This is a genomic window from Streptomyces sp. NPDC056128, assembly GCF_042263835.1.
Taxonomy (GTDB): Bacteria; Actinomycetota; Actinomycetes; order Streptomycetales; family Streptomycetaceae; genus Streptomyces.
Genome location: NZ_JBHJVQ010000013.1, coordinates 13,068 through 39,749, shown reverse-complemented (window position 1 = coordinate 39,749; position 26,682 = coordinate 13,068). Strand labels below are relative to the sequence as shown.

The window sequence follows — 26,682 nt, the reverse complement described above, 5'->3', positions numbered from 1 at the left end:
GAAATGGCCGTCAATCTGGTCAATGTCGAGAACGTCAGCAAGGTGTACGGCACCCGTGCACTCCTCGACGGCGTGTCCCTCGGCGTCTCCGAAGGGGACCGCATCGGCGTCGTCGGCCGCAACGGCGACGGCAAGACGACCATGATCCGGATGCTGGCCAGGCTGGAGGAGCCCGACACCGGCCGCGTCACCCACTCCGGCGGGCTGCGGCTCGGCGTGCTCACCCAGCACGACTCCCTGGACCCCGAGGCCACCGTCCGGCACGAGGTCATCGGCGACCTGGCCGACCACGAGTGGGCCGGCAACGCCAAGATCAGGGACGTGCTGACCGGGCTGTTCGGCGGGCTGGACATGCCGGGCTTCCCGCAGGGGCTCGACACCGTCATCGGGCCGCTCTCCGGTGGCGAGCGGCGCCGGATCGCGCTCGCCAAGCTGCTCATCGAGGAGCAGGACCTCGTCGTCCTCGACGAGCCCACCAACCACCTCGACGTCGAGGGCATCGCCTGGCTCGCCCGGCACCTGCGCGAGCGCCGGTCCGCGCTCGTCTGCGTGACGCACGACCGGTGGTTCCTCGACCAGGTCTGCACCCGCATGTGGGACGTGCAGCGCGGCGACGTCTTCGAGTACGAGGGCGGCTACTCCGACTACGTCTTCGCCCGCGCCGAGCGCGAGCGCATCGCCGCCACCGAGGAGACCAAGCGGCAGAACCTGGTCCGCAAGGAGCTGGCCTGGCTCCGGCGCGGCGCCCCCGCCCGTACCTCCAAGCCGCGCTTCCGCGTCGAGGCCGCGAACGAGCTGATCGCCGACGTGCCGCCGCCCCGGGACAGCAGCGAGCTGATGAAGTTCGCCTCGTCCCGGCTCGGCAAGACCGTGTTCGACCTGGAGGACGTGACCGTCCAGGCCGGTCCCAAGGTGCTGCTCAAGCACGTCACCTGGCAGCTCGGCCCCGGCGACCGCATCGGCCTGGTCGGCGTCAACGGCGCCGGCAAGACCTCCCTGCTGCGCGCCCTCAGGGACGCCGCCCGCAGCGACGGCGAGGAGCAGCCGGTGAGCGGACGGGTCCGCGTCGGCCGGACGGTCAAGCTGGCCTACCTCTCCCAGGAGGTCGCCGAGCTCGACCCCACCTGGCGGGTGCTGGAGGCCGTGCAGCGCGTCCGCGAGCGCGTCGACCTCGGCAAGGGCCGCGAGATGACCGCCGGACAGCTGTGCGAGACGTTCGGCTTCGGCAAGGAGAAGCAGTGGACGCCGGTCGGCGACCTCTCCGGCGGTGAGCGGCGGCGGCTCCAGCTGCTCCGGCTCCTCATGGACGAGCCCAACGTCCTCTTCCTCGACGAGCCCACCAACGACCTCGACATCGAGACCCTGACCCAGCTGGAGGACGTCCTCGACGGCTGGCCCGGGTCGATGATCGTCATCTCCCACGACCGGTTCTTCGTCGAGCGGACCACCGACCGGGTCTTCGCCCTGCTCGGCGACGGCGCGCTCCGGATGCTGCCGCGCGGCATCGACGAGTACCTGGAGCGGCGCCGGCGCATGGAGGAGGCGGCCGCGGCGGCCGTTCCCGCCCCGGTGCGGAAGCCGGCCGCCGACGTGCCCGAGAAGAGCGCCGCCGACGCACGCGCCGCCAAGAAGGAGCTCCAGAAGATCGAGCGGCAGCTCGACAAGGTCTCCGAGAAGGAGACCAAGCTGCACGCGCAGATCGCCGAGAACGCCACGGACTTCGCGAAGGTGGCCGAACTGGACGCCGAGCTGCGCGGACTGGCCGGGCAGCGCGAGGACCTGGAGACGCGCTGGCTGGAACTGGCCGAGGACGCCTAGCCCTTGGCCCCCGGAGCCCTGCGCGCAGGGGGCGCGGGTGGCGTGAAGAGGGCGTGAAGGCGCGTAACAGTGGCATCACGGGCCGGTTCTCCCTTGGGAACAGGGGCGGACGCGGCCCGGTGGGCTGTCGGCCGCGGGTGATAGAAAGGCCGTCCGAGGAGTGTCTCGGAGGACTGTCCGCGACAGTCCGGACGATCGCCTGAGACGACCGCGGGGGCAGCGCGTACCCCGGGTCGTGGCTAAAAATCAGTGAGTCATAAGGGGGAACGCGCTGATGAGCCAGCCGCCCAACCAGCCACCGCAGCCGGGTGGCTTCGGAGCACCGCAGGACCCACCGCCGGGAGGCTTCGGGGCGCCGACCCCGCCGCCCCCGCAGGGGCCGCCCCAGACGCCGCCGCCCCCGCAGGGCCCGCCGTCCGGCCCGCCGCCCCAGCCGGGGTACGGCTACCCGCAGCAGCAGCAGCCCGGACAGTCGGGACCGTACGGGCAGCCCGGACCGTACAACTCCGGCCCCTACGCCCAGCCCCAGCAGCCGGGACCGTACGGCCAGCAGCCCGGCTACGGCTACCCGCAGCCGCAGTACCCGGGCGGACCCGGCACCCCGCCGCCCGGCGGCCCCGGCTCCCGCAACCCCTTCAAGGGCAAGCCCGCCCTCGTCGTCGGCGCCGCGGTCGCGGCCCTGCTGGTCATCGGCGGCAGCGTGTGGGCGGTGACCGCCAACAGCGGTGACGACAAGGACAAGAAGCCGGTGGCCGGCAAGAGCGACGACCCGAAGCCCTCCGGCTCCGGCGGCGACGCCCCGGTCAACCCCGGCGACGGCAGCGGTGACGGCGGCGAGGACCCCGAGAACCTCAACGAGGGCCGCCAGGCCGGCGAGTCCAAGGTGCTCTGGTACAAGGAGGCGCCCGACGCCCCCGGTTCCGGCGCCGACGCCAACGGCATGTGGATCACCGACAAGGCCGCGGTGAAGGCGGCGTACAAGCAGGTCTTCGCCTACAACGTCGGCGACGGCAAGCCCACCTGGGACCCGATCGCCTTCCCGGAGAAGATCTGCGCGGTCACCCCGGAGAAGACGGCCAACGACAAGATCATCGTCGCCTACATGAGCGGCTCCAGCGACCGCGCCAAGTGCAACAAGCTCCAGGAGATCGACCTCGCCACCGGTGCGAAGGGCTGGACCGAGGACATCGCCGACGGCGAGCTGTTCGACTCCACGCTCTCCGTCGAACTCTCCGTCAGCGGCACGACGCTGATGGTCGGCCGCTCCCAGTCCGGCACCGCCTACGACGTCACCAGCGGCAAGAAGCTGTACGACAAGAAGCGGTACGGCGACGCCTGCTTCCCCGCCGGGTTCGCCGGCAGCGCGAAGAAGCTCGTCCAGGTCGCCTCCTGCGGCGCCGGCGGCAACAACGAGCACGACGAGATCCAGGGACTCGACCCGAAGACCGGCAAGGTCCTGTGGACCTACAAGTACGACAAGGGCTGGCGGGTCGCCCGCGCCTACTCCGTCGACCCGCTGGTCGTCTACGCCACCAACGAGGACAAGAAGGTCTGGAACATCGCCACCTTCACCTCCGGCGGCAAGGTCCTCGAACAGGTCGGCGTCGACGAGGACTTCGCCCCCGAGTGCGGCTGGGCCATCCTCGAACGCGACCTCCAGGGCTGCTCCGGCGTCGCGGTCGCCGACAACACCCTCTACCTGCCGACCGAGGCGACCAGCGGCGCCAACGAGATCGTCGCGATCAACCTCGCCACCGGCAAGGAGAAGTGGCGGACGAAGTCCCCCGCGGACGAGTCGATGATGCCGCTGAAGGTCGAGGGCGACCAGCTCATCGCGTACGTCCAGCCGTCCTACGACGCGGGTGGCCAGGTCGTCTCCATCCCGACCGGCGGCAGCGGCCACGCGCCGGCCAAGCTGCTGCAGAACCCGCAGGGTGTCGCGGACATCGAGAACAGCTTCTACTCCAAGGACATCGACTGGGTCGACGGGCGGTTCTACATCTCCACCACCCGCCTGACCGGAAACGACGAGTCGAAGGAGAAGTTGATGCTCGCCTACGGCAAGTGACCTTCTTCGCCGCTCCCTCCGACTCTTTCCCCGTCGTCCCCGCTTCCCCGAGGTAGTCACGCCATGAGCCAGCCGCCGCCCCCGCCACCGCCCAACCAGCCGCCCACGCCGCCCTCGGGGGGTCCGCCCCACTTCGGGAAGGCTCCCGAGCCGGGGTACGGCTACCCGCAGACGCCGCCGCAGGCGCCCGCTACTCCGCCCACTCCGCCGGCGGGACCGCCGCAGCAGCAGCCGGGGTACGGGTATCCGCAGACGCCGCCGCAGCCCCAGCCGGGGTACGGCTACCCCGGTCAGCAGCCCGGGCAGCCGGGGCCGTACGGGCAGCCGACGCCGGCGTACGGGCAGCCGGGTCAGCCCGGGCAGCCGCAGTACGGCTATCCGCAGGCGACCGTGCCGATGCAGCCCCAGCCCGGCGGGCCGGGCGGCGGACGGAAGATCAACGCGCAGCTGGCGATCATCGTGTCGGCCGTCGTCGCGATCGCGCTGATCATCGGCGGCGGGGTCTGGTACGCCAAGTCCTCCGACGACGGCGGCAAGGACGACACCGCCAGTTCCAGCGGGGGCACCGGTGGCAAGGGCGGCACCGACGAGAAGGGCGGCGACGGCGGCGAGTCCTCCGCCGGCACGGAGAAGGTCCCCTCCGACCCCGCCGCCAAGGTGCTCTTCCAGGTCCCCGCGCCCGCGGTGAGCAAGGACGACAGCAGCGTCGTCGTCTCCGGCTCCTGGCTCACCGACAAGGTGTACGCCAAGAGCGGCATCGCCGAGGTCGTCGGGTACGACCCCGACAAGGGCAGCAAGCAGTGGTCGATCAAGCTCGCCGGTCCGGTCTGCGCGGCCAGCCAGCACGTCACCGACGACAACAAGACGGTCGTCATCCACCAGCCCGCCATGCCGACCAAGGCCGAGCCCTCGCACGGCTGCACCCAGGTCGCCGTCCTGGACCTGGACGCCGGGAAGAAGGTGTGGACGAAGACCGCCGGTGACCAGCCGATCAACTTCAGCAACGTCACGATCAGCGGCGACACCGTCGCGGCCGGCAGCACCGAGGGCGGCGTCGGCTTCGACATCGCCAAGGGCGACGTCCTCTGGTCCCCGAAGGCGACCGACTCCTGCTACGACGCCGGGTACGGCGGCGGCGACAAGATGGTCGCGGTGCGCAAGTGCGGGTCGTACGACGCGCGGCAGCTGAACATCCAGACCATCGACCCGAAGAGCGGGAAGGTGATCTCCGAGTACAAGATGGCCAAGGGCATCGAGTACGCGGGCGTCGTCTCCACGGACCCGCTGGTCGTGGCCGCCGACGTCGGTGACTCCGCCGGTGACGGCAGCGGCATCTCGGACTTCTTCTCCATCGACAACAAGACCGGCAAGCTGCGCACCCGCATCTCGGTCCCCGGCGAGCAGTTCGCGGCCCGCTGCGACACGATCACCAAGATCGAGAACTGCACGGGGCTCGCGGTCGGTGAGAACCGGCTCTACATCCCGACCGAGGAGCACGAGGGCAGCGGCGAGTCCTACAGCCGGACCAACGAGGTCGTCGCCTTCGACCTGGCCACCGGGAAGCAGACGGGGCAGCGGGCGGACGCCGGCGAGGACTACACGATCACTCCGCTGCGCATGGACGGCAGCAACGTGATCGCCTACAAGCGGCCGCCGTACGACAAGGGCGGTCAGATCGTCAGCATCGACGGCGGGTCGTTCAAGCAGACCACGCTGCTGGAGAACCCGGCGACCGACGCGGTGCGGGACGTGGAGTCCAGCATGTCGCCGGACTACTCCGAGATCCTCTACTCGCAGGGGCACCTGTACATGTCGCAGGTGTACGCCAGCGAGCCGACCAGTGCGGACGAGAAGGAGTACCTGGCGATCGGGTTCGGCACGAGCGGCTGAGTCCGCGGTGCCTCTTGGTGCCCTTGGGTGCCCTTGAGTGTCCTTCGGCCCCGTTCCCGCTTCCTGCGGGGGCGGGGCCGTTCTCGTGGGGGCGGGGCGCTGCGCGGGGGCGTATTGGGGTGGGATTCGGTGATCCGGGGCGATTCTCGCCGGTAGCGGCAGCGCGAGATCCAGCTAGCGTGTAGCTTCCGGGGGCATGCCGGGGGTCTGGGTGACTGGGGGGTTGCTCTATGGGAGTACGGCTCATGGTGGTCGACGATCACCGATTGCTCGCCGAGGCGCTGGCCTCTGCGCTGAAGCTGCGCGGGCACCGGGTGCTGGCCGCGGCGGCGCCGGCCGCGGGGGCGGCGGAGCTGGTGATCAGCCGGGCGCCGGAGGTGTGCCTGCTCGGGACGGCGGCGCCGGCCGAGGCGGGGATCTTCGATCCGGTGGTGCGGATCAAGCGGGAGCGTCCGCAGGTGGCGGTGCTGGTGCTGGGACCGGTGCCGAGCCCTCGCGGGATCGCGGCGGCGTTCGCGGCGGGGGCGTCGGGGTACGTCCGGCACGACGAGCGCATAGAGGGCGTGGAGCGGGCGATCATGAAGGCGCGGGCGGGGGAGGCGGCGGTGGCGCCGGCGCTGTTGCAGGGGGCGTTCGGGGAACTGCTGAATCCGGCGGCACAGCCCGACGACGAGGGGGCACGGCTGCTGCAGATGCTCACGCCGAGGGAGGTCGAGGTCCTGGTCCGGGTCGCCGACGGCGAGGACACCCGGCTGATCGCGGCGGGGATGGGGATAGCACCGTCCACGGCACGTACGCATGTCCAGCGGGTGCTGATGAAGCTCGGGGTGGGCTCACGACTGGAGGCGGCGGCGCTGGCGGCGCGGACGGGGTTGCTGGACCGCGCGAGCACCTCCGGCGGTTGAGCGGGGTGGGGGCGGCACATTCCCGCGTAACCGCGGGCAGATGTGCCGCCTGGGGCGGCACGGGTGGGCGCGGCGGCGCCCGGCCAGCGCCGGGTCGCGTCACCCACCCCCGGCCCGCACCCCCGCCGGGTGCCACCGTCACCTACCCCGCGTTCACACCCGTGCCGGGGCCCTGACCACCCCGGCGTCAACAGGGTGGTGTCACTCCTTGGGGGCGTCCTCCAGTGGCGGGGGCGGCGGAGCCGTGGGGCGGAGTTTTAGCCAGGCCAGGAAGAAGATGCCGAGGATCAGCATCCCCAGCCCGGTCCAGAGGTTGATGTTCACCCCCTGCGCCTTGTCGATCTCGTCGTCGGACGCCACGAAGCCCGCGATCATCACGATGACGCCGTAGACCACGAACAGCCCGCCGATGATCCGCCGGATGTCGAACAGCCGCGCGGCCGTGACGGACTTGGTCTCCAGCTCGGAGACCTCGTCCTGGACGTTCTTGTCGGAGTAGGAATCAGACATGCTCTCTCAATCCTCCCGCGATCAGAACGAGAACGGGATGTAGCAGGCGGCGGCCAGGATGACCGCGCCCCAGCCCAGCAGCGCCGGCTTGCGGTACCACGCGTCGTCGCCCTTGGCCGGTGGCTCGGACATGCCGGGCGACGTCGTGCCGTAGACCAGACCCTGCAGCTCGCTGACCGGCTTCGGGGCCGTGAACAGGGACACCGCGACCATGACCACCGCACCGGCCACGAAGCCCGCGATCGCGGAGACGAAGTTGGCGCCCTGGTCGGAGGGGATGTCGATGATGCCCTGCTTGTAGATGACGAAGTAGTTCACCATCGCGGCGGTCGTACCGGCGATCAGTCCCCAGAAGCCGGACTTCATCGACGCCCGCTTCCAGAACATGCCGATGATGAAGACCACGAACATCGGCACGTTGAAGAAGGAGAACAGCGTCTGGAGGTAGCTCATGATGTTGGAGAAGGACGAGGCCAGGAACGCCGTACCGATCGAGGCCAGCACGCCGATCACGGTGATCAGGCGGCCGAAGCGCACGTAGTACGCGTCCTCGCGGCCCTTCACGACGTACTTCCCCCAGATGTCGGTCGTGAAGACCGTGTTGAAGGAGGAGATGTTCGCCGCCATGCCGGCCATGAAGGCGGCCAGCAGGCCGGTCACCGCGATGCCGAGGACGCCGTTGGGCAGCAACTGCTGCATCAGGTACGGGATCGCGTCGTTGTACTGGAGGTCCGACTCGGGCGTGCCGATCTTCGGGACCAGGACCGCGGCCACCAGGCCCGGGATCATCACCACGAAGACGATGAAGATCTTCGGGAAGGCGGCGATGAGCGGCGTGCGCTGGGCCGCCGAGAGGTTCTTCGCCGACAGGGCGCGCTGCACCTCGGCGAAGTTCGTCGTCCAGTAGCCGAAGGACAGGACGAAGCCGAGGCCGAGGACGATGGTCAGCCAGTTGGCGCCCAGTGGGTTGTCGCTTCCGATGCCCGTTCCGCCCCAGGACGTCATGAAGTCGGCGCCCCGTGACTGCGAGAGGGAGTCGGACAGGCCGTCCCAGCCGCCGACCTTCTTCAGGCCCAGCACGGTGATCGGGATGAGGCCGGCCAGGATCACGAAGAACTGGAGGACCTCGTTGTAGATGGCCGAGGACAGACCGCCCAGGGTGATGTACGCCAGGACGAAGAAGCCGGCCACCACGATGGCCACCCACTCCGGCCAGCCCAGCAGGGCCTCGACGACGATCGCGAGGGCGTAGAGGTTCACTCCGGCGATCAGGATGGCCGCCACCGCGAACAGGATCGAACTGAGCAGGTGGGAGGCCTTGTCGAAGCGGAGGAGGAGGAACTCCGGGACCGACCGGACCTTCGAGCCGTAGTAGAACGGCATCATCACCAGGCCGAGGAAGACCATCGCCGGGATGGCGCCGATCCAGTACCAGTGGGTCGTGTAGACGCCGTACTGGGCGCTGTTGGCGGCCATGCCCAGGATCTCGGTGGCGCCCAGGTTGGCCGCGACGAAGGCGAGGCCGGTGACCCAGGCGGGCAGCGAGCGGCCGGACAGGAAGAAGTCCAGGCTGGTCTTGACCGAACGGCGGGCGGCGAAGCCGATCCCCAGGACGACGACGAAGTAGATCCCGAGGATCGTGTAGTCGAGCCAGTTGGTGGGGAGCCGAAGTTCTGCTGCTAGGTATGTGGGGGTTTGCATTAAGCACTCGCTTCGTTCGCGAACTGATCCGGAGCGGAACCTACGCCTCCGCGTTCAGTAATTGAACACTTCTGGTGATGTTCTTTGTTTGATTGTGATGAGCGGCGTGGGGTGGTGGGTTGTGATGTGTTATGTTTGATTGTGTTGGGTGATTGGTGGGTGCAGAGGAGTGCGGCAGTGAAGAAGACCTCGACCCGGCTGGCCGACGGCCGTGAGCTGGTCTACTACGACCTGCGTGACGACACCGTGCGCGACGCGGTGGACCACCGCCCGCTGGAGCGGACCGTCACCACCTCCGAGGTCCGCCGCGATCCCCTGCTCGGCGACTCGATCGCCGTCGCCTCGCACCGCCAGGGCCGCACCTACCACCCGCCGGCCGACCAGTGCCCGCTGTGCCCGTCGGACGGGGAGCGGCTGAGCGAGATCCCGGACTCGTCGTACGACGTGGTGGTCTTCGAGAACCGCTTCCCCTCGCTGGCGGGCGACTCCGGGCGCTGCGAGGTCGTCTGCTTCACCTCCGACCACGACGCCTCCTTCGCCGGCCTGAGCGAGGAGCAGGCCCGGCTCGTGCTCGACGCCTGGACCGACCGCACCTCCGAGCTGTCCCATCTGCCCTCCGTTGAACAGGTGTTCTGCTTCGAGAACCGGGGCGCCGAGATCGGCGTGACGCTGGGTCACCCGCACGGGCAGATCTACGCCTACCCCTTCACCACGCCCCGCACCGCCCTGATGCTCCGTTCACTCGCCGCGCACAAGGACGCGACGGGCGGGGACAACCTGTTCGACGCCGTCCTGGCGGAGGAACTGGCCGGTGAGCGGGTCGTCCTGGAGAGTGAGGAGTGGGTGGCCTTCGTGCCGTACGCGGCGCACTGGCCGTACGAGGTGCACCTCTACCCCAAGCGCAGGGTGCCCGACCTGCTCGGGCTCGACGAGGCGGCGCGCACAGAGTTTCCCCAGGTCTATCTGGAACTGTTGAGGCGCTTCGACCGGATCTTCGGTGAGGGCGAGCCTCCGACGCCGTACATCGCGGCCTGGCACCAGGCCCCGTTCGGGCAGCTGGAGGAGTTCGAGGGCGTGACGCGGGACGACTTCGCGCTGCACCTGGAGCTTTTCACCATCCGCCGTACGTCCGGCAAGCTGAAGTTCCTCGCGGGCTCCGAGTCCGGCATGAACGTGTTCATCAACGACGTGCCCCCGGAGCGCGCGGCCGAGCGACTGCGAGAGGTAGCGAGTTCATGAGCGGGAAGTACCTGGTGACGGGCGGTGCGGGTTACGTCGGCAGCGTCGTCGCCCAGCATCTGGTGGAGGCCGGGCACGAGGTCGTCGTCCTCGACAACCTCTCGACCGGCTTCCGTGAGGGGGTGCCCGCGGGGGTCTCGTTCATCGAGGGGGACATCCGCGACGCCGCCAAGTGGCTGGACTCCACCTTCGACGGCGTGCTGCACTTCGCCGCCTTCTCCCAGGTGGGGGAGTCGGTCGTGAAGCCCGAGAAGTACTGGGACAACAACGTCGGCGGGACCATGGCCCTGCTGGAGGCCATGCGGGGCGCGGGCGTGCGGCGGCTCGTCTTCTCCTCCACGGCCGCCACGTACGGCGAGCCCGAGCAGGTCCCGATCGTCGAGACCGCGCCCACGAAGCCCACCAACCCGTACGGCGCCTCCAAGCTCGCCGTCGACCACATGATCAGCGGTGAGGCGGCGGCCCACGGCCTGGGCGCGGTGTCGCTGCGCTACTTCAACGTCGCGGGCGCCTACGGGGAGCACGGCGAGCGCCACGACCCCGAGTCGCACCTGATCCCGCTCGTCCTCCAGGTGGCGCAGGGCCGGCGGGACGCCATCTCCGTCTTCGGCGACGACTACCCGACGCCGGACGGCACCTGCGTACGCGACTACATCCACGTCGCCGACCTGGCCGAGGCCCATCTGCTCGCCGTGGGGGCGGCCACCCCCGGCGAGCACCTCATCTGCAACCTGGGCAACGGCAACGGGTTCTCCGTCCGCGAGGTCGTCGAGACCGTCCGCCGCGTGACCGGCCACCCGATCCCCGAGGTCGTGGCCCCCCGACGGGGCGGCGACCCGGCGGTCCTGGTGGCGTCGGCGGACACCGCACGCGAGAAACTGGGCTGGAACCCGTCCCGCGCGGATCTCGCGGGGATCGTCGCGGACGCGTGGCAGTTCGCGCAGCGCCACGCGGGCTAGTACTTACGGAGTTACCGGAACGGTGAGGGGTCAGGGCATGGGCGAGGCTGTCGCAGGGACCGTCGGCGAGCGGTTCCGGGAGCTGTACGGGGCGGAACCGCAAGGGGTGTGGGCCGCGCCGGGCCGGGTCAACCTGATCGGCGAACACACCGACTACAACGACGGCTTCGTCATGCCGTTCGCCCTGCCGCACACCGCGGTCGCCGCCGTCTCCCGGCGCGACGACGGCATCCTGCGCCTGCACTCGGCGGACGTCCCCGGCGACCCCGTCGAGCTGCGCGTGGCCGACCTGGACCCCGGGTCGGACAAGTCCTGGACGGCGTACCCCTCGGGTGTCGTCTGGGCGCTGCGCGAGGCGGGCCACGAGCTGACCGGCGCCGACGTCCACCTCGCCTCCACGGTCCCGTCCGGCGCGGGCCTCTCCTCCTCGGCGGCCCTGGAGGTCGTCGTCGCCCTGGCGCTCAACGACCTCTACGCGCTCGGCCTGCGCGGCTGGCAGCTGGCCCGCCTGTGCCAGCGCGCGGAGAACGTCTACGTCGGCGCGCCGGTCGGCATCATGGACCAGACGGCGTCGGCGTGCTGCGAAGCGGGCCATGCCCTCTTCCTCGACACCCGCGACCTCTCCCAGCAGCAGATCCCCTTCGACCTCGCGGCCGAGGGCATGCGCCTGCTCGTGGTCGACACCCGGGTCAAGCACTCCCACAGCGAGGGCGAGTACGGCAAGCGCCGCGCGGGCTGCGAGAAGGGCGCCGCGCTGCTCGGCGTCGACGCGCTGCGCGACGTGCCGTACGCCGACCTGGACGCGGCGCTGGAGCGGCTGGGCGACGAGGAGGAGGTACGCCGTCTCGTCCGGCACGTCGTCACGGAGGACGAGCGCGTGGAGCGCGTGGTGTCCCTCCTGGAATCCGGCGACACCCGCGCCATCGGCCCCGTCCTCGTCGAGGGCCACGTCTCGCTGCGCGACGACTTCCGCATCTCCTGCCCGGAGCTGGACCTGGTCGTCGACACCGCCCTCGCCTCCGGCGCCCTCGGCGCCCGGATGACCGGCGGCGGCTTCGGCGGCTCGGCGATCGTCCTGGCCGAGGCCACCGACGTGGACGCCATCACCAAGGCGGTCGAAGAGGCCTTCGCGGCAGCCGCCTTCACGGCTCCCCGGGTGTTCGAGGCGGTGCCGTCGGCGGGGGCGCGACGGGTGCTCTGACGGGAACCCAACTGGTTTGCCGTAACTCCCAGTAGATAGCGTGGGCCACTCGTGTGAACCCTCGCCCCACCGGGAGCCATCCGTGAATCGCCGCCCCACGTTCCTCACAGCCGCCGCGTTTGCCGCCGCCGCGGCCCTGACGCTGTCCGCGTGCGGGGGCGGTGGTGAGGAGAAGCCCGACGGCAAGGACAAGATCGCGGGCGCGGACACGGGCGGTGAGGCATCGGCGTCGGCTTCGCCGAGTACCGGTGCCTCGGATTCCGCCGGCCGGCCCGACGTCAAGGTGCCCAGCGACATGAAGAGCGTCTTCGAGGGTTGGAAGACCGGGGATGCCGCCAAAGACGCCGCACTGGCCGACGCCCAGCGGGCGCTCGGCTCGGTCGACGATGCGATCGCCCGGGGGGACACGAAGTCGAAGGCGCTGTCCTTCTACTACCAGGACGACGCACTCATCAGCGAAGTGAAGTGGGTGCAGGCGTGGCTTGACGCCAACATCTCCTGGACAGGGACCATCCGTTACTTCGATCCGCGGGTGACGCTGCGCGACGAGAAGACGGCTGTCATCGTCTACTGCGCGGACGACGGCAAGGCGTACAACAAGGACCGGAAGACCGGCAAGGTGGACAAGACGCCGGCCAGTGACAGTCCGTACGTCCTGTACAACACGCGCTTGGAGAAGAGCGGCGAGGGTGTGTGGGTGACCACGGGCATGCACACCAAGAGGGGGCACGAGCAGTGCGCAGGCTGATCACGCCGACCCGGATGGGCACCGTTGCCCTTCTGGTTCTGGTCCCGGCCGGAATCCCGAGCACCGCATGGGCGACCCCGGGGCCCGCCCCATCCGTGACCGAAGTCGACTCCGACGCCTCGGCCGGGGCCGACGGTGACAAGGTATCCGCCGGTGTCTCCGGTGTGATCGTCTTCAATCGGTCCAAGAACGGGAGTGGTAAGTCGGCGGGCACCGTCACGTCCAGTACCTCCTGGACACCCCCCGCCTGCTACTACGCGCCCAAGCACACGGCCAAGGAACTCGACGCGCGGATGCGGCAGGTGTGGGGGACCAGTTCGCCCAGTCGTGAGTGGGCCCTGAAGACCCAGAACTACTTCGTCAACGGCCAGCCCTACAAGGACTTCAACAAGGACAAGGAGGGCGAGGGGTACTGGTGGGGCTCCTACGTTACCGAAGGGCGCGAGGCGGACCCCGCGTCGCAGGACTGCAACGAACTGCCCTTCTGGGTCGGTGACGGCGACGCGCCACCCCCCGACCGCCCCCAGGCCATCACCGCCGAGACGCTCGCCCAACTCGCCTACGCCGAGATCCGCGTGCCCTCGACCGAGGTCGACCTGGCGCCGGAGGGTGCCACGAAGGTGAACCTGCCGACCTGGGCGTGGCTCGACACCGCCGAGTTCAAGCCCGTCTCCGTCACCGCCTCCGTCCCGATGCTCGGCCTCAGCGCGACGACCACGGCCGAACCGGTGTCGCTGAAGATCACCCCGGGCACGGAGGACGCCGTCACCTACCCGGCGTCCGGACACTGCGAGATCCGGGACGGACGGATCGGCGCGCCCTACGCCAAGGGCAAGGCCGACGAGACCCCGCCGTGCGGGGTGAAGTACCTGCGCTCCTCCGGCGAGGGTTCGTACCAGCTCCAGGCCACCGTCACCTGGAAGATCAGCTGGACGAGCACGACCGGCGCCGGCGGCGACCTGCCCGACGGCGAGTTCGGGGCAGGCCAGGACGTCGTCGTCCAGGAGATCCAGGCCGTCAACCGCTGAACAAGGAAACGGGGACGAAGAGGTCGACGGCGCCTCCATGGGTGTGAGCATGCTCGCCTCGCGCATGAACGACTTCGGTGACGAGTGGTCGTACGGCATCAAGCAGATCAAGAAGTACTCCGGAGCCGCGGTAAAGACGCTCGACAAGATGCAGAAGGCGTTCGAGGACCTCGATGACACGCTGGCCAAGGAGTTGCGGAAAGCACGGGAGCAGCGCGCGTGAGTGATCCGTTCTCCTGGCTGTCGCCTACGCAGACTTCTCCCTTGAAGGATCGGTTTCCGGCCCTGGAGTTCGTCCCCTGCCCAGGCGATCCACATGCCTCGAAGCACGTCGCGAACATCGTGCAGCGCACGGCCAAATCGCTGGACGAGATATCCGACGCCCTGCATGGCACCGACGATGCCGACTGGAAGGGGCGCCATGCCGATGCGTTCCGGGAGCAGTTCGACGACGACTTCCGGCCCAAGGTCGACAAGGCGAAACGATCCTTCGGCAAGGCCGCGAGCGCGCTGACGACCTGGGCCGACGAGATGCCGGCCTGGCAGCGCAAGGCCGAGGTCCTGGAGAAGCAGGCGCAGGACGTGAAGGACGCTCTGCGCGCGGCGAAGGGCAAACTCTCGGATCTGCCCCCAAAGCCCGTGCTCGATCTGCCGCCGAAGGACGACGCCGACGCCCGCCAGCAGGAGAAGACCGAGAAGGACCGCGCCGCGGCTCGGCTGGCGGCCAGTACGGCGGAATCAGATCTCGACCGGATCCGTGCCCAGGCACGCAAGCTGGCCACCGACTACGACCTGGAAGGCCGATCCGTCGCTCGCCGGCTCGACAAGGCGATGAACATCGCCCCCAACGAGCCCGGCCTGCTGGACAAGATCGGTGACACCCTCGTAGACATCGGCAAGGCTCTCGGCGAACTCGATGACATCGTCGCCGAGGCTGTCAGCGCGGCCGTCGCCGACGCGGTCAAGTGGCTCGGGGAACACGCATACACCATCGCTGCGCTTGGTGACGTACTGGCTACTGTGAGCGCCGCACTGGGAGCGATCTCGCTCGTCATGCTCGGTCTCAGTGTGTTCTTCCCGCCCCTTGCCTTGGCTTCCGTGTCCGTGGGTGCGGTGGCGGGCGGTTTCTCCGGTGGTGCCCTTGCGCTCCACGGGACGGCGCGGGCGGTAGGTGGTGACGCTGTGGTCTCCAACCGACCCCTCGCGCAGGATGCACTGGGCGCTCTGCCGTTCGGGCTCGCGTTCAAGGGCGTGACCGCGGTCGTAGCCGGAAGCCGTGCCGCTGAAGCCTCCGCCAACTTCGGGCTCGTGGACACCGTCGCAGCCTTTATCGCAGATCCGACAGCCCTGGGCTACTTCGCGCCGCAGAACAACCGTCAGAAGGCCGAACTTGCCATGCCCGGAGGAGGCGGATTCCTTCTCGTGGCGTTCGAGAACGCCTGGAACGCCGGGAGAGAGAAGGACCGTGCCGCGCAACAGGAGAAGTGAAGGCCCTCATGAAGCATGAACAGATCCTCGCCTACTTTGATGGGCGCGGCACCGCAGAGATCACACTCAGGGGTCGAGAGGTTACACAGAGCGAAACAATCGCGGCGGTGGCCTACGAGTTGGGCTACAGACTCCACGAGACGGACATAGTCACTCGGGGCCAATGGCGCCTGACCTATCTGCGTGACGACTCCCCGGACGTCCGCCAACGCGCCCAGCACACGATGGACCGACTGCGTGCTGGTGGCCCCCTGTTCTCCCATATGTCGGCTCCCGCCGGAATGCCGCCCGTCCCAGGCAGGCAGATCGCTCCGATGGAGGCGGCTTCGGCGCGGCAGAACATGACTGCATATGAAACACACGGCTCGCGGGGTCTGGTCGTCATCGCGGCCCTTCTCAGCGCTGCCTTCCTGGTGCTGGCGTGGGTGGCGCGCGAGGCGATCGGTGGCGCGGTTGCCCTGCTGGCGGTTGCAGCCCTTCTAGGTGTCGTGGCGGCCCTGATCCCGCGCTGGATGAGGAGCTGGTATGAGCGCAACCGCCGAAAGGCGGCCCGCTTCGACCAGCAGCGGTCCCAGCGGTGGGGCCCGCCGCCGCCTCCCGCTCCACCCCCTCCGGCCAGAGGCGATGAGCAGGACGGCCCTGGGGGGCATGGCTCATGATCCGTGTCGATTTCTCCGTTCCGACGGACTTCGATGACATCCCTATCGGCACGGACTTCGAGACGGCATGGACCGAGTTGAACAGACGCTATGTCCGGCTGGCGGGGACGGAAGACCTCGATCAGGAGAAGCTAAGTCACATGGCCCGGGCGCTGCACCAGGTTTCGCGCTTCCTCAAGGAGGTCGGCGTCGTGTATGCGGCTGACTGCCTCCACTTGTTCCGGGGCGAGCCATCGCTGGGCTCGCTGGCGGTCGCCGTGGTCGACTTCCCGTACGGCAGCGACACGGCCACGGCGGCTCGTGGAGCTCTGCGGGGCGTACTGGAGTCAAGAGGTTCGGCGTGGGCCGGCTCGGTCATTGATGCTCCTTGTGGTCCGGCGGCTGTATTCACTGGAGGCCAGAGCTATACGGTTTCGCCAGAGTTCTCCCCTAGTGGGGAGGCCGTTGACGTGCTGACTGCCCAATTCCATGCCGTGATCCCGGTTCCGGAGTCGCAGGTGGAAAGGGACGTATGTGTCTCGTCGCCTTCTCCACCCCGAACGTCAGCCACTGGTCCGAGTGTTATGCCCCGCTCATGGCCAACACTCTACGTAGCATCCGTTTCACCGAGGACGGGCAAGACGACAGGGGCGGCGGGGGAGCCGTCACTGGGTAGGCTTTGGCGCCCCGATCACGGCGGCTGTCCTGGGTCGTTACTTCTCACGACTGGAAGCCGCACAAGCGCACGATGCCTGGCTTGCGTTGGCCGTCCTCGCACACAACCTGCCCCGCGCCGCCGCCTCACGCTCCACTTGTCCGAACGCTGGCCCTCGGCCGACGACTTCACCCGGCTCTTCGACTTGACGCACGCACCGTCCCCCACCACTTGAGAAGCCCTGACCACCCGCCCGCAAGGGCCCGAAACGATCACTTCGGAACCAAGCCGGTGCATCCGGGCTGAGCCCTCGGTATGCCATCGACGAAGGCGGCGAAGGTGCGGGCGGAGAAGGTCAGGCTTTCATGAGGCGTTTTCGAGTCTCGTACGGCCACCCGCAGGCCGCAGTCGGCGACCTCGACACATTCGTTGCCCTCGCCCCCGCTGTAGCTGCTCTTGAACCAGTTCAGAGTCAGGTGCTCAGTCGGGGAAGGCGCTATGTCGTTCACGAGGGAAGCTCCTGTCGTACTTCGGTGATCAACCGCGACGAGGTAGCGGCATCGGCAGCTTGCGAACGAAGGTAGTCGAAGGTCAACTTATAGGCACCGACGTCATCCGCGTCATCGAGGTAGACCCCGCGCCGGCGCATCTCGATGTACACGACCGCCATGGCATTGAGTGGCTCACGCTCGTCGTCCCGTCCGAGGATCACGAAGTGCCCGGCACCCGCGGCGTGCGCGCCCGCGTCGAACGGCAGGATCTGGATGTCGACGTTGGGGCTCTCGGCTGTCTCGTGAAGGTGCTTGAGTTGCCTGTTCATGATGGCGGCGTTACCGACCGTCCTCCGAAGCACCGCCTCGTCCAGTACCACCCACAGGTGCAGTGCCGGATCGCGCATCAAGATTTCCTGGCGCTGTATCCGGGCGTCCACCATTCGTTCGATGCTTTCGTTCGGGCTGCGTACTTCACGGGCTTGGTGGATGGCGAGGGCATACTCCCGTGTCTGCAGCAGACCCGGAATGACCGTGTTCGCGAAAACGTGTTCGTGGGCCGCTTGTTGTTCGAAGGAGACAAGCGGGTCCAACCACTCCGGCACCGCGCTGTTGCCGACCCACCATCCGTCGGCCTGTGACTTGGCCACGGCTACGAGGGCCTCACGTTCCTGAGGTGTGGCATCGCAGGCGTCCGCCAGTGCCCGCACCGTTGCCCAGCGGATGCGGGCGCGGTCCTGCCAGGCCTCGTACCGGCTGACCGTCGTGGTGCTGACACCCGCGCGTGCCGCCACCTGTGTCTGGGTGAGTCCGCAGCGTTCGCGTAGCGAGGTCAGGCCTCGCGCGATCTGCATGCGTCCGGCCGGACCCGTCTGCGTGGCGCTCATGTTGCAGATCCTCCCGCTTGTGGAACGCAGTGCTGAGACCGACCTGTGCCGGTCAACAGCGCTGACCCTAGGGGCTCTTCCAGAACATCGGACGAGGATTCGAGCTCTGTCACCCACATCAGTGAACTCCTCTCACGGGACAGACTGTCATGGGATTCCCGTGAGAGTTTTCCCTTGCGCTGTTCTTCAAGCCGACGAGGGGTTGAGAGATGGTTGGATTCGCAAGGTTCCTGATCCGTTGGCTGCAGACGGTGGCCCTTCCTTCTGGGCGTCATCGGGCAGGCCGCCCGCCAGAGGTGCGGCGTGCTTGTGTTTCGCTGGGTGAGCGCTCTATGGCATCGCCGCGTTTCAGCGCCTCACCCACCGTCCGTCACTGGCACACCCCCATCGACGGCACCTCCACCCCCCTCGTCCGCCCCTACCTCACCGCGTACGAGCGCGACGAGAGGGCCCGCATCCAGCGCCTGCGCCGAGACATCCTCTGGTGCGCCACCTACGGCGTCGACCTCGACGCCCGTGACATCCACGCCCGACCGGCGGCGGCGTCATGAGCGACGAGACGGAGCGTGTACGGCTCCTACCCTGGACCGGCGTCCACGGGCGGTCTGCTCTGCTTCTCACCGACGGCAACGGGCCCGTCTCCCGGCTCGCCGACCGCATGGAGGCGGTGCAACTCGGTCTGGGGGAGCGTCTGCTCGGCCGTGCGCGGGAACTGCTGACGGCGACACGTCCGAGGACTGGAGAACTCCGTCTCTTGACGGACCAGTTGGCGAACGCGCTGGCGGATGCCCTGCTCATCGCCGGGTCCCGGGGTGCCCGCCTGGGGAGAACAGGGCGAGATCCGGCGGGCGGGACTTTACCGGCACTCCGCGCGTACGGCCTGCTCAGCCTCCCCGGCAGGGACCTCGCCTCTGCCCGAGCCGCACGGCACTACGTCCGTGACACCTGCCGGTCATGGGGTCTGTCGCCCGGCGAGGCGGACGACCTGGTGGCCGTCGCCGGCGAACTCGTCGCCAACGCTCTGGAGCACACGGACAGCCGTACCGTCACGATCACCTGCGCCCTCACGGCCGATACGGTCACGGTCGGCGTGACCGACGACGGCATGAGTGGTACCGGGCCGGTGGTCCCCACGACGACCGGATCACCCGGGCCGGAGTGTGAAAGCGGGCGAGGCCTGTTGATCACCGATGTGCTGGCCATGAGGTGGGGGACACAGCGGACGGGCGAAGGGCTGACGGTCTGGGCCGAGGTCGCCGTCGGGGCCGCGGCGGATACGGCCGGTTCCGGGTGAGCGGGAGGATTCGCGCCCGCAGCGGAAGGCAGTCGCCTTCATACTGGAGGCCGGGAGGACCCATGACTGAGCGGACCCTGTACCGGCGGCTGCGCGACATGCGTGACCATTTCACACCCCCGCCCGGCCTCGCCTGGCCCGAGATCAGTGACGGGAAGATCGTCATGATGATGAGTCCGCGTCCGCGCCACCAGCTGACGGCGACGCGCGTACGGGACCGGATCACCCCGCAGCTGCCGGACGGCTGGGGCGTGTTCGAAGCCACTGACACCGACGACGAGCTGCTTGGCAAACTTCGGGTCCCCGACCTGCACGTCTGCTCTTACGACGCCATGGAGACCGACGACCCCCTCGACCCCCACGAGATCGTCCTGGCGATCGAAATCGTCTCCCCGTCCAATCCGGACAACGACTACCGTGACAAGACCCGCGACTACCCCGCCATGGGCATCCCCCACTACCTGATCCTCGACCCGCGCGACGGCACCTGGACCTACCAGTGGGGCATCGGCAGGACCGAGGGCCGGCCCGCATACGAGAACCGGCTGCACCACCCGTACGGCGAGTCGGTCTCCCTTGTCACCGAGCTCGGCACCTGGAGCGTCGAGACGACCGGCCTGCCCCGCTACAGCGCGAAGGACATGGGGCTGGAGCCAGAGTGAGGCGGCCGGAACAGCAGTCGCCCGGCCGTCTCACTCCAGCCGTTTCACCAGCGTGTACTCCGTGATCCCCGGCGGGTAGTCGGGGATCACGCACATCACGTCGTAGCCGTGGCGCGTGTAGAAGTCCGGGGCCTGGAAGTCCCAGGTCTCCACGCGGGCGGCGGTGCAGCCGCGTTCGGTGCGGGCCGTGTGTTCCGCCTCGTCGAGGAGGGCCGAGCCCAGGCCCGTGCCGCGGTGGCGGGCGTCGACCCACAGGTAGGTCACGTGCAGCCAGGTCGCCCAGGTGTGGCCGACGAGGCCGCCGGCCAGGCCGCCGGAGGCGTCCAGCAGCCAGACGTGCAACGGGAATTCGCGTTCGTGAGGGGTTCCGCGCAGCGAACGCAGGACCGAGGACGCCGCGGTGTTCGTCTCCCGCAGGCGGGTGCGCAGCAGATCGCGTCGTGCTTTGTCGACTTCTGTCACAAGACGAAACATGCGGCTCACCATAAACGGGCGGGGCTGTCAGTTCTGCAAATAACCTTCCGCTCCCGGCGCCCGCCCGTACTCTGATGAACAGCACCGGTGGGGGCCGGTGCCGTTCAGGGGGCGAGACAGCCGGGTACGGCGCTCGGGGCGGGACAGCGGTGTACGCGCGGCGGCGGCCGTGCGGCCGTGGCGTTCCCTCCCGGAGTACCGAGCGCACTGCTGGATACGGGGCTTCGGGCGCCGTACCCGTGCCGGTGTCGTCCTCCCAGGATGGACAGACGATGGGTATCCCCTGCTCCGGGAGGAGCTCGGGGGAGGGGGTTTCGTGGTTCGTATCCGAGTCCTGGTCGTCGACGACCATCGCATCTTCGCCGAGTCGCTCGCCGCCGCCCTGGCCGCCGAGCCCGACGTCGACGTCTCCGCGGCCGGCAGCGGTCCGGCCGCACTGCGCTGCCTGGAGCGGGCCGCGTCCGAGGGGCGGCCGTTCGACGTGCTGCTCGTCGACGCCGACCTGGGCGGCCGGGTGCCCGGCACCCGCCCCGCCGTGCCCGTGCGGGAGGGCAACGAGGACGGGCTGGTGGACGGGATCTCGCTGGTCGCCGGCGTCCGGTCGGGGCAGCCGGGGGTGCGGATCGTCGTCCTCGCCGGGCGGGACGACCCCCGGCGGGCGGCGCTCGCGCTGGGGGCCGGCGCCTCCGGGTGGGTCGCCAAGGACTGCTCCCTGTCGCGGCTGCTCAGCGTCATCCGCGGGGTGCTGCGCGACGAGACGCATCTGCCGCCCGCCCTGCTCACCGGCGTCCTGCGCGAACTGACCGCCGCCCGCAAGCACCGCACCGAGAGCGAGCGCCTGGTGGAGTCGCTGACGCCGAGGGAGCGCGAGGTGCTGCGGTGCATGGTGGCCGGGCTCGGGCGCAAGGCCGTCGCCGAGCGGCTGTACCTGTCCCCGCACACCGTACGGACCCACATGCAGAACGTGCTGGGCAAGCTGGGCGTCCACTCCACCCTCGCGGCGGTGGCGCTGGCGAGGAGGGCGGGAGTCGGGCCCGCCGACCTAGCCGGGGATGTTGTCGAACGGGGCGGTCAGCTGGCGTAGCAGCGCCGCCAGTTCGCTGCGCTGGGCGCGGGACAGCTCGGCCAGGATGGCCCGTTCCTGGGCCAGGAGGCCGGCGAGCGACTGGTCGGCGCGGTCGCGGCCCTCGTCCGTGAGGCGGACCAGTACGCCGCGCCGGTCGCTGGGGTCGGGCAGGCGCTCGACCAGGCCCTTCTTCGCCAGGCGGTCGATGCGGTTGGTCATCGTGCCCGAGGTGACCAGGGTCTGGGTGAGGAGCTGGCCCGGTGAGAGCTGGTACGGGGTGCCGGCCCGGCGCAGCGCGGTGAGCACGTCGAACTCCCAGGGCTCCAACTGGTGCTCGGAGAAGGCCAGTCGGCGGGCGCGGTCCAGGTGCCGGGCGAGCCTGCTGACCCGGCTCAGTACCTCCAGCGGTTCCACGTCGAGGTCCGGGCGCTCCCGGCGCCACGCTGCGACCAGTCGATCGACCTCGTCCTCCATGTCGATCAGTGTAGTGGTTGTGTCGACGTGAAGTCTCTTGATGTCGATTGTCTTGACGTCGAGATAGATTGCCCGCGACGCTGGGTACCCGTCCCGCACGGCCACCCCTGGAGAGTCCATGCCCGCCACCGCCCCCGCCTGGGACCCCGCCCAGTATCTGCGCCACGCCGGTCACCGCGCCCGACCCTTCGCCGACCTCCTCGCCCGTGTCCCGGAACTCCCGGGCGACCCGCCCCGCATCGCCGACCTCGGCTGCGGTCCGGGCAACGCCACCGCCCTGCTCGCCGACCGCTGGCCCACCGCCCGCATCACCGGCTACGACAATTCGCCCCAGATGCTCGACCGGGCCCAGCAGTACGCCGGCCCCACCCCTGGCGGCGGCCACCTCGACTTCGCCCCCGCCGACGCCCGCACCTGGACCCCCGACGAGCCCTTCGGCCTCCTCGTCAGCAACGCCACCCTCCAGTGGGTCCCCGGCCACGTCGACCGCTTCCCCGACTGGATCGACCGGCTCGCCCCCGGCGGCACCCTCGCCTTCCAGGTGCCCGGCAACTTCCACGCCCCCAGCCACCGCCTGATGCGCGAACTCGCCCACTCCCGGCGCTGGCGGGACCGTCTCGCGGGCGTCCTGCGCCACGACGACGCCGTCCTCACCCCCGAGGCCTACCTCGCCCACCTGACGGCCACCGGCTGCACCGCCGACGTCTGGGAGACGACGTACGTCCACCTGCTGGACGGCGAGGACGCCGTGCTGGACTGGGTGAAGGGAACGGGACTGCGCCCCGTACTGGCCGCCCTCGACGACGACCCGGCCGCCCGCGACACGTTCGTCGAGGAGTACCGGACGGTCCTGCGCGCCGCCTACCCGGCCGGACCGCACGGCACCCCCTTCCCGTTCCGCCGCGTCTTCGCCGTCGCCCGGAAGCCGGAGGAGTCGTGATCACCGCGGTCGACCACGTGCAGTTCGCCGCGCCGCCCGGCTCCGAGGAGTCGCTGCGCGCGTTCTACGCGGGCGTCCTCGGCATGGCCGAGACCCCCAAGCCGCCCGCGCTCGCCGCCCGCGGCGGCTGCTGGTTCCAGGCGGGCACCGTCCGGCTCCACCTGGGGATCGAGCCCGGGTTCCGGCCGGCCCGCAAGGCCCACCCCGGGCTGCGGGTCACCGGGATCGAGGCGTACGCCGCCCGGCTGGAGGCCCGGGGCGCGTCCGTCACCTGGGACGACGAGCTGCCCGGCCACCGGCGCTTCTACTGCGCCGACCCGGTCGGTAACCGCCTGGAGTTCCTGGAACCCGGCGAGCGCCCGCGCCCGTGACGCCGGGCGCACTGGACGCGCTCCCCAGGCGGCCCGACCGAGTCACGCCACGCCCTCCTCGACCAGCGCGTCGATCGCGTCGCCGGACAGGCCCAGCTCGCCCAGGATGGCGCGGGTGTGCTCGCCCAGCGCCGGTACGGCGTCCATGCGGGGCGCGTCCCCGGTCGGGCCCGGCGGAGCCAGCGCCGGGACCAAACCGGACGGCGTCGCGACCTCGTGCCGGCGGCCGCGCGCGGCGAGCTGCGGGTGCTCCCAGACCTCGGCGAGCGTGTTGACCCGCGCGTTGGCCACCGGCACCGCGCCGAGCAGCTCGATCGCCTCCGCGCTGGTCAGCTCCGCGAAACGGGCCGCGACGACCGCGCCGAGCGCCTCGCGGTGCGCGTTGCGGTCCGCGTTGGTGGCGTAGTGCGGGTGGTCGGCCAGCTCCGGGCGGTTCAGGAAGACCGTGCAGAAGCCGCGCCATTCCCGCTCGTTCTGCACCGCCATCATGACGGTCTTCCCGTCGCCCGCCGTGTACGGGCCGTACGGGTGGATGGTCGCGTGCGCGGCACCCGCGCGGGGCGGGGGCTCTCCCCCGTCGTACGCGTAGTACAGGGGGAAGCCCATCCACTCCACGGTGGCCTCCAGCATCGACACGTCCAGGTGCGTGCCCCGGCCCGTCCGCCCGCGTTCCAGCAGCGCCGCCAGGATCGAGCTGTAGGCGTACGTGCCCGCCGCGATGTCCGACACCGGGATGCCCACCTTGGCCATCTCGTCCGGCGTGCCCGTGACGGACAGCAGCCCCGCCTCGGACTGCACCAGCAGGTCGTACGCCTTGCGCTCCTCGTAGGGCCCGGGGGCGCCGTAGCCCGAGATGTCGCACACGATCAGCTCCGGGTGGAGCGCCCGCAGCTCCTCGGCGCCCAGGCCCGCCCGTGCCGCCGCCCCCGGCGCCAGGTTCTGGAGGAACACGTCGGCGCCCGCGATCAGCCGGAGCAGCACGTCCTTGCCGCGGGGGTCCTTGATGTCCAGGGTCAGGGACTCCTTGCTGCGGTTCGCCCACACGAAGTGCGAGCTGAGTCCCTTCACCCGGGAGTCGTACGCGCGGGCGAAGTCCCCGGTGCCGGGGCGCTCCACCTTGATCACCCGGGCGCCGAGGTCGGCGAGCTGACGGCTCGCGTAGGGTGCGGCGATCGCCTGTTCGAGCGAGACGACCGTGACTCCGCGCAGCGGCTGCATCTGTGTTCTCTCCGGTACCGGTGGCCGCGATCAGCTCTTGCGGTGCCCTATCAGCCGGGGCTTGGGCTCCAGGCCGTCCAGGCCGTGCCAGGCCAGGTTCACCAGGTGCGCCGCCACCTCGGCCTTCTTCGGCTTGCGCACGTCCAGCCACCACTGGCCGGTCAGCGCCACCATGCCGACCAGCGCCTGCGCGTACAGCGGGGCCAGCTTGGCGTCGAAGCCGCGGTTCTTGAACTCGCGGCCCAGGATGTCCTCCACCTGGGTGGCGATGTCGGAGATGAGCGAGGCGAAGGAGCCCGTCGACTGCGGGATGGGGGAGTCGCGGACCAGGATGCGGAAGCCGTCCGTGTACTCCTCGATGTAGTCCAGGAGCGCGAAGGCGGCCTGCTCGCACAGCTCGCGCGGGTGGCCGGCGGTCAGTGAGCCGGTCACCATGTCGAGCAGCCGCCGCATCTCGCGGTCCACCACCACCGCGTACAGCCCCTCCTTGCCGCCGAAGTGCTCGTACACCACCGGCTTGGAGACCCCGGCCTTCGCCGCGATCTCCTCCACGGAGGTGCCCTCGAAGCCCTTCGCCGCGAACAGGGTGCGGCCGATCTCCAGCAACTGCTGGCGGCGCTCGGCACCGGTCATCCGGGTGCGACGCGCGCGCCTGGGCTTCTCGTTGCTTGGGGTGCTGCTGGAGTCGGTCGCCACGCCGTCAATCATGCCGCCTTCGCGGTCTCCTTCCGGCGGCGGGCGCCGTCCTGCTCCGTGTTGCGGCGCGAATCGATACGCGAGCGTGACGGCCAGCGCACGTCGTACGCCCATCCGAACGCCTCGAACCAGCGGATCAGCCGCGCCGACGAGTCGAGCTGACCGCGCATGACGCCGTGCCGCGCCGAGGTCGGGTCGGCGTGGTGCAGGTTGTGCCAGGACTCGCCGCAGGACAGGACCGCCAGCCACCACACGTTGCCCGAGCGGTCCCGCGACTTGAAGGGGCGCTTGCCCACCGCGTGGCAGATCGAGTTGATCGACCAGGTCACGTGATGCAGCAGCGCCACCCGCACGAGTGAACCCCAGAAGAACCCGGTGAACGCTCCCCACCACGACATCGTGACCAGCCCGCCGATCAGCGCGGGCAGGGCCAGCGACAGCAGCGTCCACAGGACGAACTGGCGGGAGATCGCACGCAGCGCCGGGTCCTTGATCAGGTCCGGCGCGTACTTCTCCTGCGACGTCTGCTCCTCGTCGAACATCCATGCGATGTGGGCCCACCACAGGCCCTTCATCAGGGCCGGCACCGTCTCCCCGTACCGCCACGGCGAGTGCGGGTCGCCCTCGTCGTCGGAGAACTTGTGGTGCTTGCGGTGGTCGGCCACCCAGCGGACCAGCGGTCCCTCGACCGCCATCGAGCCCGCGATCGCCAGCGCGATCTTCAGGGGCCGCTTCGCCTTGAAGGAGCCGTGGGTGAAGTGGCGGTGGAAGCCGATCGTGATGCCGTGGCAGCCGAGGAAGTAGAAGAAGACCAGCAGACCCAGGTCCAGCCAGCTCACGCCCCACCCCCACGCCAGCGGCACCGCCGCCACCAGCGCGAGGAACGGGACGGCGATGAACAGCAGCAGGGTGATCTGCTCGATCGACCGTTTCTGCTCACCGCCCAGCGTGGCGGAGGACGCGGCGGCGTCGCCGGAGGGCTGCGGAGCGTCTGGGATCACATCGGAACTCGTGGTCATGCGCGTCCCCTGGGGGGTCGAGGGTGGTGTCCGGTGCCGGGCCTCGGGAACCATGCACGTTTTCCTACGGTTCCGTAACCTACGGCGACGTAAGTATGGCAGCGCGTTGCCGCGCGGCAAGAGCCCGAGAACCTGCGCGTCCGGGCCGACACCTATCCTGGGAGTCGGTCGGACAGCGCGGTCCGCTCTGAATATTTCCCGGACGTCCGGCCCGTAAGCGGCGCCCGCCGCGCGAGACGCCG

Annotated in this window: 27 protein-coding genes; 18 read left to right on the top strand and 9 right to left on the bottom strand. The window is 69.7% G+C overall.

The genetic code is table 11. The features are described from left to right. Positions 1-3 precede the first annotated feature (3 nt). From ACFC1X_RS23795 to ACFC1X_RS23780, 4 genes are all read left to right on the top strand, one after another. A complete protein-coding gene (locus ACFC1X_RS23795) occupies positions 4-1,818 on the top strand; it encodes an ABC-F family ATP-binding cassette domain-containing protein (RefSeq protein WP_376356706.1) in 1,815 nt (604 codons plus the stop codon). A gap of 274 nt (positions 1,819-2,092) precedes the next feature. Beyond that, the gene (locus ACFC1X_RS23790) at positions 2,093-3,886 is read left to right on the top strand and encodes a PQQ-binding-like beta-propeller repeat protein (RefSeq protein ID WP_376356704.1); all 1,794 of its coding nucleotides are present in this window, start codon (positions 2,093-2,095) and stop codon (positions 3,884-3,886) included. A 63-nt stretch (positions 3,887-3,949) separates the two neighbouring features. Beyond that, the gene (locus tag ACFC1X_RS23785; RefSeq protein WP_376356702.1) at positions 3,950-5,776 is read left to right on the top strand and encodes a PQQ-binding-like beta-propeller repeat protein; all 1,827 of its coding nucleotides are present in this window, start codon (positions 3,950-3,952) and stop codon (positions 5,774-5,776) included. Between the two features lie 230 nt (positions 5,777-6,006). Further along, the gene (locus tag ACFC1X_RS23780) at positions 6,007-6,681 is read left to right on the top strand and encodes a LuxR C-terminal-related transcriptional regulator (protein WP_376356700.1); all 675 of its coding nucleotides are present in this window, start codon (positions 6,007-6,009) and stop codon (positions 6,679-6,681) included. A gap of 201 nt (positions 6,682-6,882) precedes the next feature. Here the strand turns inward: ACFC1X_RS23780 and ACFC1X_RS23775 are convergent, their stop codons facing one another. Continuing rightward, positions 6,883-7,191 (bottom strand): hypothetical protein, encoded by a 309-nt coding sequence (locus ACFC1X_RS23775; protein ID WP_376356698.1) that lies wholly within the window; start codon positions 7,189-7,191, stop codon positions 6,883-6,885. 21 nt (positions 7,192-7,212) lie between these two features. Then, positions 7,213-8,892, bottom strand: coding sequence for a sodium:solute symporter family protein (locus tag ACFC1X_RS23770; protein ID WP_376356697.1), 1,680 nt, complete (start codon positions 8,890-8,892; stop codon positions 7,213-7,215). Between the two features lie 177 nt (positions 8,893-9,069). Between ACFC1X_RS23770 and galT the strand changes: the two genes are divergently transcribed. The 8 genes from galT to ACFC1X_RS23730 all read left to right on the top strand — a co-directional run bounded on the left by galT (position 9,070) and on the right by ACFC1X_RS23730 (position 16,214). Then, positions 9,070-10,131: a galactose-1-phosphate uridylyltransferase gene (gene galT, locus ACFC1X_RS23765; RefSeq protein ID WP_376356695.1), complete on the top strand. Its 1,062-nt coding sequence runs from the start codon at positions 9,070-9,072 to the stop codon at positions 10,129-10,131. Continuing rightward, complete coding sequence (galE, locus tag ACFC1X_RS23760) at positions 10,128-11,090, top strand: UDP-glucose 4-epimerase GalE (RefSeq protein ID WP_376356693.1); 963 nt, start codon at positions 10,128-10,130, stop codon at positions 11,088-11,090. Before galT ends, galE begins: the two co-directional genes overlap by 4 nt. A 37-nt stretch (positions 11,091-11,127) precedes the next feature. Beyond that, positions 11,128-12,291 carry a galactokinase gene (gene galK, locus ACFC1X_RS23755; RefSeq protein WP_376356691.1) on the top strand — a complete coding sequence of 388 codons (1,164 nt, stop codon included), beginning with the start codon at positions 11,128-11,130 and terminating at the stop codon, positions 12,289-12,291. Positions 12,292-12,373: 82 nt separating this feature from the next. After that, on the top strand, positions 12,374-13,039 hold the full coding sequence (locus tag ACFC1X_RS23750; RefSeq protein ID WP_376356690.1) for a hypothetical protein: 666 nt from the start codon (positions 12,374-12,376) through the stop codon (positions 13,037-13,039). A gap of 14 nt (positions 13,040-13,053) precedes the next feature. Then, positions 13,054-14,067, top strand: a complete 1,014-nt coding sequence (locus tag ACFC1X_RS23745; RefSeq protein WP_376356872.1) for a hypothetical protein — start codon at positions 13,054-13,056, stop codon at positions 14,065-14,067. Positions 14,068-14,104: 37 nt separating this feature from the next. Further along, on the top strand, positions 14,105-14,290 hold the full coding sequence (locus ACFC1X_RS23740) for a hypothetical protein (protein WP_376356688.1): 186 nt from the start codon (positions 14,105-14,107) through the stop codon (positions 14,288-14,290). Then, positions 14,287-15,555 (top strand): putative T7SS-secreted protein, encoded by a 1,269-nt coding sequence (locus tag ACFC1X_RS23735; protein ID WP_376356686.1) that lies wholly within the window; start codon positions 14,287-14,289, stop codon positions 15,553-15,555. Before ACFC1X_RS23740 ends, ACFC1X_RS23735 begins: the two co-directional genes overlap by 4 nt. A gap of 8 nt (positions 15,556-15,563) precedes the next feature. Beyond that, positions 15,564-16,214, top strand: coding sequence for a hypothetical protein (locus tag ACFC1X_RS23730; protein WP_376356685.1), 651 nt, complete (start codon positions 15,564-15,566; stop codon positions 16,212-16,214). Between the two features lie 906 nt (positions 16,215-17,120). Here the strand turns inward: ACFC1X_RS23730 and ACFC1X_RS23725 are convergent. Both ACFC1X_RS23725 and ACFC1X_RS23720 read right to left on the bottom strand, forming a co-directional pair. Further along, the gene (locus ACFC1X_RS23725) at positions 17,121-17,357 is read right to left on the bottom strand and encodes a DUF397 domain-containing protein (protein ID WP_376356683.1); all 237 of its coding nucleotides are present in this window, start codon (positions 17,355-17,357) and stop codon (positions 17,121-17,123) included. Beyond that, a complete protein-coding gene (locus ACFC1X_RS23720; RefSeq protein WP_376356681.1) occupies positions 17,354-18,226 on the bottom strand; it encodes a helix-turn-helix domain-containing protein in 873 nt (290 codons plus the stop codon). Before ACFC1X_RS23720 ends, ACFC1X_RS23725 begins: the two co-directional genes overlap by 4 nt. A 332-nt stretch (positions 18,227-18,558) precedes the next feature. Between ACFC1X_RS23720 and ACFC1X_RS23715 the strand changes: the two genes are divergently transcribed. The 3 genes from ACFC1X_RS23715 (at position 18,559) to ACFC1X_RS23705 (ending at position 20,182) form a co-directional block, all read left to right on the top strand. Beyond that, on the top strand, positions 18,559-18,777 hold the full coding sequence (locus ACFC1X_RS23715; protein WP_376356679.1) for a hypothetical protein: 219 nt from the start codon (positions 18,559-18,561) through the stop codon (positions 18,775-18,777). Further along, positions 18,774-19,520 carry an ATP-binding protein gene (locus tag ACFC1X_RS23710; protein ID WP_376356677.1) on the top strand — a complete coding sequence of 249 codons (747 nt, stop codon included), beginning with the start codon at positions 18,774-18,776 and terminating at the stop codon, positions 19,518-19,520. The genes ACFC1X_RS23715 and ACFC1X_RS23710 overlap by 4 nt, the downstream gene beginning before the upstream one ends. Positions 19,521-19,582: 62 nt before the next feature. Continuing rightward, on the top strand, positions 19,583-20,182 hold the full coding sequence (locus tag ACFC1X_RS23705) for a Uma2 family endonuclease (protein ID WP_376356675.1): 600 nt from the start codon (positions 19,583-19,585) through the stop codon (positions 20,180-20,182). A 30-nt stretch (positions 20,183-20,212) separates the two neighbouring features. On the opposite strand, the gene ACFC1X_RS23700 is transcribed toward ACFC1X_RS23705, so the two are convergent. Next, positions 20,213-20,668 carry a GNAT family N-acetyltransferase gene (locus ACFC1X_RS23700; protein WP_376356673.1) on the bottom strand — a complete coding sequence of 152 codons (456 nt, stop codon included), beginning with the start codon at positions 20,666-20,668 and terminating at the stop codon, positions 20,213-20,215. A 304-nt stretch (positions 20,669-20,972) separates the two neighbouring features. Between ACFC1X_RS23700 and ACFC1X_RS23695 the strand changes: the two genes are divergently transcribed. Then, positions 20,973-21,740, top strand: a complete 768-nt coding sequence (locus ACFC1X_RS23695) for a response regulator transcription factor (RefSeq protein WP_307012830.1) — start codon at positions 20,973-20,975, stop codon at positions 21,738-21,740. On the opposite strand, the gene tamR is transcribed toward ACFC1X_RS23695, so the two are convergent. After that, on the bottom strand, positions 21,699-22,196 hold the full coding sequence (tamR, locus tag ACFC1X_RS23690) for a MarR family transcriptional regulator TamR (protein ID WP_122616995.1): 498 nt from the start codon (positions 22,194-22,196) through the stop codon (positions 21,699-21,701). The genes ACFC1X_RS23695 and tamR overlap by 42 nt on opposite strands. Positions 22,197-22,314: 118 nt before the next feature. On the opposite strand from tamR, the gene ACFC1X_RS23685 reads away from it, so the two are divergent. Then, positions 22,315-23,136, top strand: a complete 822-nt coding sequence (locus tag ACFC1X_RS23685) for a trans-aconitate 2-methyltransferase (protein WP_376356670.1) — start codon at positions 22,315-22,317, stop codon at positions 23,134-23,136. Next, complete coding sequence (locus tag ACFC1X_RS23680) at positions 23,133-23,507, top strand: VOC family protein (protein WP_376356668.1); 375 nt, start codon at positions 23,133-23,135, stop codon at positions 23,505-23,507. Before ACFC1X_RS23685 ends, ACFC1X_RS23680 begins: the two co-directional genes overlap by 4 nt. A gap of 42 nt (positions 23,508-23,549) precedes the next feature. Here the strand turns inward: ACFC1X_RS23680 and ACFC1X_RS23675 are convergent, their stop codons facing one another. Genes ACFC1X_RS23675 through ACFC1X_RS23665 form a run of 3 tightly spaced genes read right to left on the bottom strand, consistent with a single transcriptional unit; the run spans position 23,550 to position 26,440 of the window. Then, positions 23,550-24,725 carry a CaiB/BaiF CoA transferase family protein gene (locus ACFC1X_RS23675; protein ID WP_376356666.1) on the bottom strand — a complete coding sequence of 392 codons (1,176 nt, stop codon included), beginning with the start codon at positions 24,723-24,725 and terminating at the stop codon, positions 23,550-23,552. Between the two features lie 30 nt (positions 24,726-24,755). Beyond that, positions 24,756-25,433, bottom strand: coding sequence for a TetR family transcriptional regulator (locus tag ACFC1X_RS23670; protein WP_376356664.1), 678 nt, complete (start codon positions 25,431-25,433; stop codon positions 24,756-24,758). Further along, positions 25,430-26,440, bottom strand: a complete 1,011-nt coding sequence (locus tag ACFC1X_RS23665; RefSeq protein ID WP_376356662.1) for an acyl-CoA desaturase — start codon at positions 26,438-26,440, stop codon at positions 25,430-25,432. The genes ACFC1X_RS23670 and ACFC1X_RS23665 overlap by 4 nt, the downstream gene beginning before the upstream one ends. Positions 26,441-26,682: the final 242 nt, after the last annotated feature.

Coding starts and splice junctions, on each gene's coding strand:
- ACFC1X_RS23740 (WP_376356688.1), top strand. CDS start 14,105: ATGGGTGTGAGCATGCTCGCCTCGCGCATGAACGACTTCGGTGACGAG.
- ACFC1X_RS23775 (WP_376356698.1), bottom strand. CDS start 7,191: ATGTCTGATTCCTACTCCGACAAGAACGTCCAGGACGAGGTCTCCGAG.
- ACFC1X_RS23730 (WP_376356685.1), top strand. CDS start 15,564: ATGAAGCATGAACAGATCCTCGCCTACTTTGATGGGCGCGGCACCGCA.
- tamR (WP_122616995.1), bottom strand. CDS start 22,196: ATGGAGGACGAGGTCGATCGACTGGTCGCAGCGTGGCGCCGGGAGCGC.
- ACFC1X_RS23685 (WP_376356670.1), top strand. CDS start 22,315: ATGCCCGCCACCGCCCCCGCCTGGGACCCCGCCCAGTATCTGCGCCAC.
- ACFC1X_RS23785 (WP_376356702.1), top strand. CDS start 3,950: ATGAGCCAGCCGCCGCCCCCGCCACCGCCCAACCAGCCGCCCACGCCG.
- ACFC1X_RS23715 (WP_376356679.1), top strand. CDS start 18,559: ATGGCATCGCCGCGTTTCAGCGCCTCACCCACCGTCCGTCACTGGCAC.
- galE (WP_376356693.1), top strand. CDS start 10,128: ATGAGCGGGAAGTACCTGGTGACGGGCGGTGCGGGTTACGTCGGCAGC.
- ACFC1X_RS23770 (WP_376356697.1), bottom strand. CDS start 8,892: ATGCAAACCCCCACATACCTAGCAGCAGAACTTCGGCTCCCCACCAAC.
- ACFC1X_RS23780 (WP_376356700.1), top strand. CDS start 6,007: ATGGGAGTACGGCTCATGGTGGTCGACGATCACCGATTGCTCGCCGAG.
- ACFC1X_RS23675 (WP_376356666.1), bottom strand. CDS start 24,725: ATGCAGCCGCTGCGCGGAGTCACGGTCGTCTCGCTCGAACAGGCGATC.
- ACFC1X_RS23705 (WP_376356675.1), top strand. CDS start 19,583: ATGACTGAGCGGACCCTGTACCGGCGGCTGCGCGACATGCGTGACCAT.
- ACFC1X_RS23670 (WP_376356664.1), bottom strand. CDS start 25,433: ATGATTGACGGCGTGGCGACCGACTCCAGCAGCACCCCAAGCAACGAG.
- ACFC1X_RS23700 (WP_376356673.1), bottom strand. CDS start 20,668: ATGGTGAGCCGCATGTTTCGTCTTGTGACAGAAGTCGACAAAGCACGA.
- ACFC1X_RS23710 (WP_376356677.1), top strand. CDS start 18,774: ATGAGCGACGAGACGGAGCGTGTACGGCTCCTACCCTGGACCGGCGTC.
- ACFC1X_RS23745 (WP_376356872.1), top strand. CDS start 13,054: ATGGGCACCGTTGCCCTTCTGGTTCTGGTCCCGGCCGGAATCCCGAGC.
- galK (WP_376356691.1), top strand. CDS start 11,128: ATGGGCGAGGCTGTCGCAGGGACCGTCGGCGAGCGGTTCCGGGAGCTG.
- ACFC1X_RS23665 (WP_376356662.1), bottom strand. CDS start 26,440: ATGACCACGAGTTCCGATGTGATCCCAGACGCTCCGCAGCCCTCCGGC.
- ACFC1X_RS23795 (WP_376356706.1), top strand. CDS start 4: ATGGCCGTCAATCTGGTCAATGTCGAGAACGTCAGCAAGGTGTACGGC.
- ACFC1X_RS23790 (WP_376356704.1), top strand. CDS start 2,093: ATGAGCCAGCCGCCCAACCAGCCACCGCAGCCGGGTGGCTTCGGAGCA.
- ACFC1X_RS23720 (WP_376356681.1), bottom strand. CDS start 18,226: ATGAGCGCCACGCAGACGGGTCCGGCCGGACGCATGCAGATCGCGCGA.